Source organism: Pseudoalteromonas sp. 3D05, assembly GCF_002723455.1.
Taxonomy (GTDB): Bacteria; Pseudomonadota; Gammaproteobacteria; order Enterobacterales; family Alteromonadaceae; genus Pseudoalteromonas.
Window position 1 is genome coordinate 1 of record NZ_PDUS01000011.1, and the last position, 11,963, is coordinate 11,963.

An 11,963-nucleotide genomic window follows, 5' to 3' on the forward strand; every position below is an offset into this window, starting at 1 on the left:
GTGGGTGATACTGGACTTGAACCAGTGACCCTCGCCTTGTAAGGGCGATGCTCTCCCAACTGAGCTAATCACCCACATATAATAGATGTGACTTTTATTAAAACTTATTAACTCGAATATTAATATAATTTGGTGGGTGATACTGGACTTGAACCAGTGACCCTCGCCTTGTAAGGGCGATGCTCTCCCAACTGAGCTAATCACCCAAATTATATATTTAATACTCACCATTCTAAGAATGGTGGGTCGTACTGGACTTGAACCAGTGACCCTCGCCTTGTAAGGGCGATGCTCTCCCAACTGAGCTAACGACCCATATTACAATTTTAAAACGCAACTATTGATAAAATAATAGGTTATATGTGGTGGGTGATACTGGACTTGAACCAGTGACCCTCGCCTTGTAAGGGCGATGCTCTCCCAACTGAGCTAATCACCCACATATAAATTAATCGCTACTATTAAAATAAATAGTACTGGACTTTAACCAGTGAACCTAGCCGGACTTGTAAATAACGGTGGTTCTCTCTTTTTCTAACTGAGTTTATGACTCATTTAGATTTTGTAACATGAAACACCATTTAAAATGGTGGGTCGTACTGGACTTGAACCAGTGACCCTCGCCTTGTAAGGGCGATGCTCTCCCAACTGAGCTAACGACCCATATTACAATTTTAAAACAACTATTAAGAAATAACAGATTTTATATGTGGTGGGTGATACTGGACTTGAACCAGTGACCCTCGCCTTGTAAGGGCGATGCTCTCCCAACTGAGCTAATCACCCACATATAAATAAAACGCTACTATTAAAATAATAGTACTGGACTTTAACCAGTGGACTTTGTCGATATATTTAAATATCAGTCAGGCCCTCTTTTTCTAACTGAGCAAACAACTCAAATAGAATTTAGATACGATAATTAATTACACCATTATAAATAATGGTGGGTCGTACTGGACTTGAACCAGTGACCCTCGCCTTGTAAGGGCGATGCTCTCCCAACTGAGCTAACGACCCATATCTAAAAACAACACATTGCTGCGTTGTTGTGGGGCGCTATTATAGATAGAGTTGTAAATGTGTCAACACTTGAATGTGTAAAAATAGTTTAGATGTGGTTTTTATAATCAAAGAAGTGCTTTCCTGCTCATTTAACAGCCATTATGACTATTTTTTAATATTCGCTATTTAAATATTCTCTGGCATTGGGGTGCTAATAGCGACTAAGTAGTGACACACGCTATATAAAACGATAAAAGCAACTTACATATATTACTACCCCAAACAATCCACTCTATCACCATTATTGAATAGAGCAGCTAAGCTACCTTATAAAAACGGCACGTTGCTTTGTAATATTACTCTTAAAACACTTTAATGAATTTAACGTATTATGAAGCGTAAATTTACCCCAGGCTATTTTGCATATAAATGTATACCTTTTAAAAAGACTGAAAAAGCGCTAGAGAATCAAAACTAAGTCAAAACATCAATTTCATAAACGGTGTAATAGTAAAAAGCTCAAAAAACACCCCGCCCAGTTTATAGATTATCCAGTTTGTTGAAAAATAGGGCATTTGAATAAAGTTACTTAAAAAATTGTTGACATTATTTGGGTGGCTGCATAGAATGCGCCCCGCACTCAGCAATACACAGCACGGTTTACCAAGCAGTGTATAGCAATATTGAGTTGGGGCTATAGCTCAGCTGGGAGAGCGCTTCGCTGGCAGCGAAGAGGTCTGCGGTTCGATCCCGCATAGCTCCACCAAACTTAATAGTGCAATTGTCCTAGGGTAGCAGTTTTCTGTGTCCCCATCGTCTAGAGGCCTAGGACACCGCCCTTTCACGGCGGTAACAGGGGTTCGAATCCCCTTGGGGACGCCAATCTGATTTTCAGAGGCGGTTTTACCGAGAAAATAGCGAAGCAAATACAGCTCGAGTCTATATTTGCATTCATTCGCATTACCTTAAGCTCAGGATTTGAGTCTAACTATTCAGTTGTCCTAGTGACACATTTATGTGTCCCCATCGTCTAGAGGCCTAGGACACCGCCCTTTCACGGCGGTAACAGGGGTTCGAATCCCCTTGGGGACGCCACTTACTATAAGTGCTGTGTTATGAAAACTACTCGCCTGAAACGAGTCTAACTATTCAGTTGTCCTAGTGACACAGAAAATATTTCTGAAAAGATAATGCCATTTGCCTTACAGGCTCGGTCTCATCTTACGAAGAAATAGCAAATCAGTGATTTGCAAACCAATTTCTGCGTCCCCATCGTCTAGAGGCCTAGGACACCGCCCTTTCACGGCGGTAACAGGGGTTCGAATCCCCTTGGGGACGCCACTTAACTTAAGTGTTATGTCATTGGATATACTTCTCTATAACCTCCTATGCACTATCTTTTTTCTTTTTCCAATCAAGTTATTTTTAATTATCAATTAAATAAAGATCTATTTACTGTGATTAAATATTAAATTGCCTTGTAAGCGGCTAGACTGTTTATTATAGTCAAAGGTACATTCATATGGTCCGAAGCTTAATGTCGAAAAAGACTTTTCCTAATGCAAAAATACTAATAGTTGAAGAGCAACCGCTTGCTCAAAGCTACATGAAACAATCGCTTGAAAAGTTAGGCTTTCGGCAATTGCACTTTGCTGAGCATGCAAATGCAGCAAAAGAGCTTTGTCTTACTGAACAGTTTGAACTTATTGTATGCTCTTTTAATTTAAGCAAACATCAAGATGGCTACCAATTGTATGAAGAGCTCAGAGTTAAGCAGTTAATCAAAAACTCCACTGGATTCATTTTCATTTCAGCTGAAACAACCGGCTCATTAGTTCACAGCGTGCTTGAACTCCAACCTGATGATTTTTTGGTTAAACCATTTTCCATTAGTGATTTAAAAACACGTATCGAAAAAATATTGCTACGTAAAAGTAACTTACAGAAAATATATAATTTGATTGATGATGGTAATGATTCAAAAGCATTAAAAAACATCAATGCATCATTAATGAGTAAACAAAACACGTACAGCGCAATCTTATTACGCCTTAAAGGTGATGTACTACTTAGGCTAAAACGCCATGAAGAAGCCAAAACATTTTTTAAATCAGCACTAAATATACAAAAGTTCACATGGGCTAAAGTTGGTTTAGTTGAAGCCTTAATTGCAAATAATGAGCATATCCTTGCCCAGCGTATGCTTAAGACAATGCTAACTCAGAACGAAACACGTTTAGTGGCATTAAACTTACTTGGCTCTTTAGAAGTTAAGCTAAATCAATTTGAGTCTGCACAAGAGTTTTTAAGTGAAGCAGCAGATATTGCCCCACTTAATTTAAAACGCCAAAAATCTTTAAGTAACGTTGCAATGCTGAACCATGACTACGAAAAAAGCTACACAACACATAAAGACATCGCTCAATACGCTAAGTATTCGATTCATGACCATCCTGATATCTATTTAAATGCAGCGCGTGCTGGAATTGATTTTGCGCTTACAACAGATCAAAGCGATCAAATACAACGCATTTCACGCCAAACAAATAAATATTTGAGCGACTTAAAAAATCAATTTCCAAATAGTCATAATCAAACTCAGATTGATGTTTTAAACGCTCGCTTACACTACCTTAAAGATGAGCACCAAAAAGCTAAAAAGCTAATTGAACAACTTGATGATGATGAAAATCAAATTCGCTCAATCGATGGTGCGCTTGATAAAGCAAAAGCGTTCCACGAATTAGGCTTTCATGTCAAAGCACAGAACTTATTTAACCAAATCATTAATCATTGCGAACGTCACCCAAATATAAGTGACCCCGTTTACTTGCGTTATATTCAACAGCAACAAGTTGAACGCAGAGACATAAAAATGGGACCAAAAGAACTTAATAATCATGCCGTCACTCAATTTAATAAAGGCCAATTAAATGCGGCGCTTGAGGCATTTAGTCAAGCGTTTAGAATCATGCCTCGCAATGCGAGTATTGCACTAAACTTGCTGCAGTGCCTATTTGACGATAATAAAAAAAATGGGCAATCATTTAATTTAATTACTGCAAAAAAGTGCTATACACTATTATCAACTGCATCTTTGGATGCTGAGCAACAACAACGCTTTAATAAGATTGTTAATAATGCACAAGAGATGGGATTAAAATTAACTGATAAAGATAGTTAATTAATAACAATATAAACATTCCATAATTTAAACAACATAGTAGGGGAAATACATTGAAACGCCGTTTTAATATACTCTATCTATTGCTTGCATGTTGTACTTTGACCAACCCCTTTCAACTCGTACAAAGTAAAACGTCGTTAGCCAACTGGCAAAAAGCAAATATTGACTGGCGCCGATATGAAGGCACTCATATTAATGTTCTTGCAGATGAGCAACCTGCATTTATGGCGTTAAAGCCATACTTACCTATATTTGAAAAGCTAACAGGGATTTCTGTTGGATTCCATGCATTAGAGCAGTCCAAAATGCGCCATCGCAGAGCGATTGACCTTAGTAAAGGGCTGGGGTTATATGATGTGATACCAATGGGCGTTACCTTTTTGGGGCAAGCCCATGCAAATAATTATTTAGAACCCCTTGCTCGTTTTTTAAACAACCCACTATTGACCGATCAAAGCTGGTATAAAATGACAGATATAAGCCCGAATAGCCTGTCTCTATGCCAAATAGACGGTACACTTCTATCTCTGCCCTTTGATTTCTCTGCGCCAATATATTTTTACCGAAAAGACTTATTTAACAAATTCAATCTTGATGTTCCAGATACCTATGAAGCATTATTAACAACCAAGGTTGCTCTTCAGCAGGCGCTCGATAAACACCCTGAGTATAGCGATGTACATGCATTTGCATCAAGAACGATGCCTGGGGCTGGTTTAAATACATGGACTGTTTTACCGATTATGCGCTCTTATGGTGCACAGATAGTTACTGACGAAGTTAGAGCAACCAGTAACTCACAAAGCGCTTATAACGCCATTGAAGTTTATCGTGATTTAGTTACAGGCTACGGCAACCCTGCGAATAGTCGCACATTGCACTTTTATCAAATACGTAAGCTGTTTAAAGAAGGCAAACTGGCGTCGGCTTTTATTGCTTCACATTTTTATAATGAAATAGACACCAAAAATGAATCTATTGTTTGGGACAAATGGGAGGCAGCCCCACTGCCTAAAGGGCCTTTTTCAAGAGAAACCTCTCCATGGGCTTGGGCCCTGGCAATAAACGCACACTCGCAAAAAAAATCAGCTGCTTGGTTGTTTATACAGTGGGCTACAAGTGCTCAAACTGCCATGTTGTTGAGTACTGGTGGGTCACCTCCACGTATGCAAATTTGGCAGGAGCAGTTATTTAACTTAGTAAATAAACCGGGGTTCAATAATACAATGTTGTGGGTTTTTGAAAATGCCACCCCCAGCTATATCCAATCGGGAATTACGTTATTCCCTGAAATTGGTGAAATAATTTCTCATGCATACAGTCAAATTTTTTATGGTGCGGATATTCAAAACACTTTAGATAGCAGTAATGAAAAAATTGATTCCCTACTAAACAAAAAAGAATAAATTTTACGCCTATGTACTTAACTATTGCTCATAAAATCTTATTGATAATTGGCTTTACCATCACGCTCGTTTTAGGTGTTAGTACGGGTTTGCATGTCATTGAGTTAAAAAATCAAACATTATTAAATATGAGCGAAAAAGCCTCAGCTATCGTAACACCCATGCTTGTTGAAATAGATCAGCTTACGACCGATAGCAACAAGGACAGTTGGGTACTTAAGATTCAAGCTATCGCATTAACTGATTTAATCACACAAAATAACTTTAACAATTTAACAAATATATATTTTGTTGATAACAAAGCGCACATTGTCGCGCATATAGATAGAGAACAACTGTCTAAAGTCATCACTGATAATGCCCTCTTACAAGCCATTGAGAAAAACCAACAAAATATACTAAGTAAAGACGGTCATTATGATGTTGTGATCCCTGTTAACAACCATAACAAAAATAAAATTGGCTCTGTAATTGTCAGCTTTGCGGGTGATGATTTAGCAGAGAAAATAAAGCTCATCATAACCAATGCAATCTCATTATTTGCCATTTACTTATCCACCGCACTAATAATAGCTTATATAATAATTCGCAAAATTATCTTGCAACCTATCGATAAACTCGTTGAGTTTTCGCACGCTATTACAACAGGTGAGTTAGATCACCCTATCCACATTAACAGCCAAGATGAAATTGGTACTTTGGCAAGTGGGTTTAAAATGATGCGAGCCGCCGTAAGAGAGCAAATCAATAACATGCATGAGCAACAATCGGTGCTTGAAGAAATAGTAACAACACGTACCCAAGAGTACTTAGCTGCAAAAGTACAGGCGGAGTACTCTAATCAGGCTAAAAGTGTATTCTTGGCCAATATGTCGCATGAACTTCGTACCCCTTTAAATGCGGTGCTTGGATTTAGTCAGCTTTTACAAGATAGAGAAATTGACGTAACCAAATTACGTTATTTAGAGGCCATTACTGTTTCAGGCAATTCGCTTTTAAATATCCTCAACGATATTTTGGATATCTCTAAAATTGATGCGGGTAAAATGCACCTAGAACTTGATCATGTAGAACTAAGTTCAATGTGTAATGAGCTGTCTATGATGTTTATGCAACAATGCGCACAAAAAGACTTAGGGCTAACTATTAAATGTACGGCTAATGCCAAAAAAGCCCTTCTACTTGACGGCAACAAACTTCGCCAAGTTATGATTAACTTACTAAGTAATGCTATAAAATTTACCCAACAAGGTTATGTGCGAGCCATTTTTGATGCTAACGTAAATAATACCGGCGATCATGTTAGTTTAATTATAAAAGTGATTGATTCAGGAAAAGGCATTGCCAAAGATCAACAACAAAATATCTTTAATGCATTTGAGCAAGCGCAAGGTCAAAAAAGTGATGAATACGGTGGCACCGGTTTAGGGCTTACTATATCACTTAAGTTTATTAAGCTTATGGGCGGCACCCTCAATGTGACCAGTGAACCCAATAAAGGCAGCGAGTTTACGATTGAAATTCCTGATATTGCTTACGCGCAACATGAGGCAATCGCAACCCAAAATAACTTTCCAGCAATTGCGAGCTATAGGTTTGGCCCAAATAAAATATTAATTGTGGATGATATTGCTTACAACCGTGATTTTTTAGTGTCGTTTTTATCTCGTTGGCCATTTCAAATTGAAGAAGCTGAAAATGGCAAAGTTGCTTTAGAAAAAATAGCTCAATGTCCGCCTGATCTCATCATCATGGATATGAAAATGCCAGTTATCGGGGGGCTTGAGGCCACTAGAGCCTTACGTGAAAATGAACAATATAAACATATTCCTATCATTGCAGTAACCGCTTCTGCACTGAAAAATGAACAACTTGAATTTACTCAATTAACCGATTACTGCATTACAAAACCTATTTGTCGGGAGCATTTAATTTTTACTATTGCTCAACTAATAACGCCTCCCGACTAAACACTATTTAAAGTTTTTTAAGTGATAAAGCATTAACACAATAGCGTAAACCACCAGGCATTGGGCCATCTGGAAATACATGCCCTAAATGCGCATCACAAACATTGCAAACAGCTTCAATCCGCTGCATACCATGACTATTATCACTAATGTAAGCAATTGAGTTTGTTTTTGCAGGTTGTGTAAATGATGGCCAGCCAGTGCCACTATCAAATTTTTCATCCCCTTCAAATAGCACATTTTCGCAGCATACACAGGCATACTCACCAGGCTCAAATAAAGTACAGCTGTCTGAGCTATGTGGCCGCTCAGTTCCTTTGTTACGTGTAACATAAAAGGCTTCATCGCTTAGTTGAGCACGCCACTGAGCATCAGTCTTCTCAACTTTTCTACTTGGCTCGGGGTTACCTTTACTAGCAAAATTTAAAATATCATTCCAATTTAACATCGTTAACCTCACAAAATTAGATGAGAAAGTTTATTACGGTCTACATTATCACGATAATGCGCTAATAATTTTGATAATTTAGGGTTTATCCGCATTTCACAAAAAGGCCTATGCGGATTACTATAATAATAGTCTTGGTACTTTGCAGGGGAATGTTTAAACTCACCTGCCGCAAGCACTTGAACAATTAAGGGTTTGCTGTAGTCATTCTGTTTTTCATGAATGGCAATATGTGCCTGTAGAGCTTGCTGCTCACTGTATGTGTAAACTGCCGAACGGTACTTATGACGCATACTATGCACCTCAGTAGCACTGTGGGTATCAATATGGATAGCAATTAAGTCTGTTAAACTTAAAATATCAGAATCAAATGTGACCCTTACCGCTTCGCTAAAATCGCTAGTGGTATCAGCTATTTTAAACCAGCCTTGTTCAACACGCACAACGCCTATCAAGGAAGCAAAAATAGCTTCGGTGCACCAATGGCAACTTCCGCCTAACCCCACTGTTTGCCGCATGGCAATGCTCCTAAAAAGTCGATTTATTGTTTAATAGAAAATAAATAAAGTAACTCTTTACTATACCGGCCATACTTGCTGTTCATTTCAATATAAGGTAATTGATTGCCATTCTTCTCGGGTAAAAAAACGATGCAAATAGTGTTCTAACTCAGCTTTACTTGCAGGTAAGCTCACACTGAAGTCACTCTCATCCTGATTATAAAAACAAATATAATCATCTCTTATTTCAATACGTTTAATACTCTCTACTACCAACCATTGCGGACCGCTTTTACTATCAAAAAAACCATTAAGACTGAATAATATTATATGCTGCGTATCTCGCTTTAAAAAGTCACAGATAGGGTTACGCATTTTAAAAAGTGATGTAAGTCGGTAGCTGGCTGAGCAGAAGGTGAATACCCACAGAGCAACAACGAAGATAAACCACGGTTGCTGCAATACTGCTGTAAATGTTGCTATTATAGCGAGTAATAAACCAACAATAGCAACCACAAAGGCAATACGTAGATTAATCTTATTCATTGTGCCTACTCTGCTTTTTTTCAGTAATTGGATCAGGCCAATCATTAAAAAACACTGTCAAATAACGGCTTTTTGCTAAATAAAGTAGTACCCACAGTACGACCACCATTTGCAACGCCAAAAACATCGAAAATTGATAGTAACTATGGGCCGCCTGAATAACCAACCAACCTAAATCTAGTGCAGCACAGGCTAGTAAAGGCCAACGCATAAAACGCCATATTTTAGCTAAACGCGCTGATGTAACATTATTTTTTTGTGGCCGCCTAAAACAAAAAATGACTGCCGGGATGATTGCTAGCGCACCAATTGCCAACGCACTAAAAAAATCATATTTAGAGCGAAAAACCAAAGACATAATATCTAATTCAGGACGGCGGCTTAACGCCGCAATTATCCAAATAAAATAGGCTCTTAATAGCACAAGTAAACTTAAATGAAATGCGATCGGCGTACGGTAAGTACCGTATTTATCCCAATATTCTGGACCATAACGCATTACAATTGATTCTTCTTGTCAGCAATAACACCTAACACAGTAAAAGCACATATCACCATGAGACCTAACCACTGTGTACCAAAAAACAATAACAGTTTACTCAATAGAGGTGTTGCAAATACCACCAAAAAGCCAAAACCAAAACCGGTTACTAAAACAAATACAGCGACTCTGACAAAAAAATGCCGCCTTGCAACAAAGCGTTTAGTTACTTTGATAATGTCATTGGCATATAGCGATACCAAACACACAACCAACAACAAGGCTATATTGTACAGGTACGGCTTTAGCCACTGGCCAAAGCTCAATGCTGTACTTTCAAATACAGCAAGTACGCTATCCATTGTGTTTCGCCAGTAACGCGATTAAATCATCCTCAGTAAGGACATCAATGCCTAAATCTTGTGCTTTATTAAGCTTTGAGCCCGCCTTTTCACCCGCAATAAGTGCATCTGTTTTTGCTGAAACACTGCCAGATACCTTAGCACCTAATGCTTGTAAACGTGCTTTTGCATCGTTACGGTTCAGTTCGTTGAGTGTGCCGGTGAGTACATAGGTTAACCCCACAAGTGGTTGCTCATCAACGCTTACAGGCGCTAACTCTGGCCAGTGAATACCTTGTTCAATAAGCGCATTAACCACGTCTGTATTATGTGGTTCTGCAAAGAAACTACTCACATGTTTTGCAACAATTTCGCCTACATCGGACACTTCAACCAAGGCTTCAATACTTGCTTGAGTTACTTTTTCGAGGGTTAAAAAGTGAGTCGCTAAGTTTTGCGCCGTTGCTTCACCCACTTCACGTATACCCAGTGAGTATAAAAATTTAGCTAACGTCGTTTGCTTTGCATCTTCCAAAGCACTAACCAAATTTTTAGCCGACTTAGGCCCCATTCGTTCAAGTGATTCAAAATGACCTTGTTTTAAAATAAATAAGTCAGCAGGTGTTTTAACCAGCTCTCTATCGACTAACTGATCAACAATCTTATCGCCCAAGCCATCCACATCGAGTGCTTTACGAGAAGCAAAGTGTTTTATCGCTTGTTTACGTTGCGCTTGGCAAACAAGGCCCCCCGTGCAACGCGCAACGGCCTCACCTTCAACCTTTTCAACGTGCGAGTTACAAATAGGACACGCTTTAGGAAAAACAATGTCTTTGGCATCATCAGGTCGGCGTTCAAGTACAACTTGCGTTATTTGCGGAATAACATCACCAGCACGGCGGATAATCACGGTATCGCCCACTTTTACACCTAAGCGCGCAATTTCATCACCATTATGTAATGTCGCATTCGACACTGTAACACCACCAACAAATACCGGTTCAAGCCTCGCGACAGGAGTGATTGCACCGGTACGCCCTACTTGAAATTCAACATCAAGGAGCACTGTGATCTCTTCTTGAGCAGGGAACTTATAGGCGATTGCCCAGCGCGGTGCGCGGGCAACAAAGCCTAAACGCTCTTGCATTGCTTTGTTGTTGAGTTTAATAACTACGCCATCAATTTCATATTTTAAGCTGCTTCTACGCTCTAAAATATCTTGATAATAATCAAGCGCAGCTTTTTCACCTTCCACCAGCTTGGTCTCAGGGCAAAGTGGTAGGCCCCAATCAGTAAGCTTAGCCAATTGTTGATAATGATCGCTCGGTAACTCACCTTCAGTCACAACGCCAATGCTGTAGGCATAAAACATCAGTGGTCGCTTTGCCGTTATTTTTGAATCTAATTGGCGCAAACTTCCAGCCGCAGCATTACGTGGATTAACAAACACTTTTTCGCCGCGTTTTTCAGCTTCAGCATTAAGCTTGTCAAATCCTGCGCTATTCATAAATACTTCACCCCGGATTTCTATTTCACGTGGGTAATCAGTACCGCGTAATTTAAGCGGTACATTACGAATCGTTTTTACGTTTTGAGTAATGTTTTCACCCGTTTGGCCATCTCCGCGAGTGGCGGCCTGAACAAGCACACCATCCCGATACAAAATAGAGACAGCAAGGCCATCCAGTTTTGGCTCGCAACAAAAAGTTAGTTCGCTGTTATCCATTAACCGCTCTTTGACACGGCGGTTAAAAGCGGCAAACTCTTCTTCACTAAACGCGTTATCAAGTGAAAGCATGGGCACCTGATGAGCAACTTGTTCAAACTTGGCAAGGGCAGCTCCACCGACCTTCTGCGTTGGAGAGTCTGCGCTAAAATACTCAGGATTAGCGGTTTCTAGAGCACTTAGCTCTCGTAAAAGCCGATCGTATTCAGCATCCGGAATCGACGGGCTATCGAGCACATAATAGTTATAGTTATGATCATCTAATTGCTGACGAAGCGCACTAATTTGCGTTAAAACTGGAGTAGACATATTGGCCTCTAAAACATAAAAAAGCCACTTAAACGAGTTATCGC

Annotated in this window: 9 protein-coding genes and 11 tRNA genes; 7 read left to right on the plus strand and 13 right to left on the minus strand. The window is 39.3% G+C overall.

The window, feature by feature from the left end; all coding sequences use genetic code 11:
• Position 1: 1 nt before the first annotated feature.
• The 7 genes from CSC79_RS11970 to CSC79_RS12000 form a co-directional block, all read right to left on the minus strand.
• Positions 2 to 74 (minus strand) — tRNA-Val (locus CSC79_RS11970).
• Positions 75 to 130: 56 nt separating this feature from the next.
• A tRNA-Val gene (locus CSC79_RS11975) sits at positions 131 to 206 on the minus strand.
• A 33-nt stretch (positions 207 to 239) separates the two neighbouring features.
• Positions 240 to 315: transfer RNA gene (locus CSC79_RS11980), tRNA-Val, on the minus strand.
• A gap of 48 nt (positions 316 to 363) precedes the next feature.
• Positions 364 to 439: transfer RNA gene (locus tag CSC79_RS11985), tRNA-Val, on the minus strand.
• 148 nt (positions 440 to 587) lie between these two features.
• Positions 588 to 663: transfer RNA gene (locus tag CSC79_RS11990), tRNA-Val, on the minus strand.
• Between the two features lie 47 nt (positions 664 to 710).
• Positions 711 to 786, minus strand: a tRNA-Val gene (locus tag CSC79_RS11995).
• 158 nt (positions 787 to 944) lie between these two features.
• Positions 945 to 1,020: transfer RNA gene (locus CSC79_RS12000), tRNA-Val, on the minus strand.
• A 675-nt stretch (positions 1,021 to 1,695) separates the two neighbouring features.
• Here CSC79_RS12000 and CSC79_RS12005 point away from each other — a divergent pair.
• The 7 genes from CSC79_RS12005 to CSC79_RS12035 all read left to right on the plus strand — a co-directional run bounded on the left by CSC79_RS12005 (position 1,696) and on the right by CSC79_RS12035 (position 7,568).
• Positions 1,696 to 1,771: transfer RNA gene (locus tag CSC79_RS12005), tRNA-Ala, on the plus strand.
• A gap of 40 nt (positions 1,772 to 1,811) precedes the next feature.
• Positions 1,812 to 1,887, plus strand: a tRNA-Glu gene (locus CSC79_RS12010).
• A 137-nt stretch (positions 1,888 to 2,024) separates the two neighbouring features.
• Positions 2,025 to 2,100 (plus strand) — tRNA-Glu (locus tag CSC79_RS12015).
• 170 nt (positions 2,101 to 2,270) lie between these two features.
• Positions 2,271 to 2,346 (plus strand) — tRNA-Glu (locus CSC79_RS12020).
• A 196-nt stretch (positions 2,347 to 2,542) separates the two neighbouring features.
• Positions 2,543 to 4,189 (plus strand): tetratricopeptide repeat-containing response regulator, encoded by a 1,647-nt coding sequence (locus tag CSC79_RS12025; protein WP_099296135.1) that lies wholly within the window; start codon positions 2,543 to 2,545, stop codon positions 4,187 to 4,189.
• Positions 4,190 to 4,242: 53 nt separating this feature from the next.
• Entirely contained in the window at positions 4,243 to 5,598 is a 1,356-nt protein-coding gene (locus tag CSC79_RS12030; protein WP_099296023.1) for an extracellular solute-binding protein, read from the plus strand.
• Between the two features lie 11 nt (positions 5,599 to 5,609).
• Complete coding sequence (locus CSC79_RS12035) at positions 5,610 to 7,568, plus strand: ATP-binding protein (RefSeq protein WP_099296024.1); 1,959 nt, start codon at positions 5,610 to 5,612, stop codon at positions 7,566 to 7,568.
• Positions 7,569 to 7,575: 7 nt separating this feature from the next.
• On the opposite strand, the gene msrB is transcribed toward CSC79_RS12035, so the two are convergent.
• The 6 genes from msrB to ligA form a co-directional block, all read right to left on the minus strand.
• Positions 7,576 to 8,016 (minus strand): peptide-methionine (R)-S-oxide reductase MsrB, encoded by a 441-nt coding sequence (msrB, locus tag CSC79_RS12040; RefSeq protein WP_099296025.1) that lies wholly within the window; start codon positions 8,014 to 8,016, stop codon positions 7,576 to 7,578.
• An 8-nt stretch (positions 8,017 to 8,024) separates the two neighbouring features.
• Positions 8,025 to 8,534 (minus strand): peptide-methionine (S)-S-oxide reductase, encoded by a 510-nt coding sequence (locus CSC79_RS12045; RefSeq protein WP_099296026.1) that lies wholly within the window; start codon positions 8,532 to 8,534, stop codon positions 8,025 to 8,027.
• 87 nt (positions 8,535 to 8,621) lie between these two features.
• Positions 8,622 to 9,062, minus strand: coding sequence for a hypothetical protein (locus CSC79_RS12050; protein WP_099296027.1), 441 nt, complete (start codon positions 9,060 to 9,062; stop codon positions 8,622 to 8,624).
• Positions 9,055 to 9,561 carry a DUF2919 domain-containing protein gene (locus tag CSC79_RS12055; RefSeq protein WP_099296028.1) on the minus strand — a complete coding sequence of 169 codons (507 nt, stop codon included), beginning with the start codon at positions 9,559 to 9,561 and terminating at the stop codon, positions 9,055 to 9,057. Before CSC79_RS12055 ends, CSC79_RS12050 begins: the two co-directional genes overlap by 8 nt.
• On the minus strand, positions 9,561 to 9,905 hold the full coding sequence (locus CSC79_RS12060; RefSeq protein WP_099296029.1) for a DUF3392 family protein: 345 nt from the start codon (positions 9,903 to 9,905) through the stop codon (positions 9,561 to 9,563). The genes CSC79_RS12055 and CSC79_RS12060 overlap by 1 nt, the downstream gene beginning before the upstream one ends.
• A complete protein-coding gene (gene ligA, locus CSC79_RS12065; protein ID WP_099296030.1) occupies positions 9,898 to 11,919 on the minus strand; it encodes an NAD-dependent DNA ligase LigA in 2,022 nt (673 codons plus the stop codon). Before ligA ends, CSC79_RS12060 begins: the two co-directional genes overlap by 8 nt.
• Between the last annotated feature and the right edge of the window lie 44 nt (positions 11,920 to 11,963).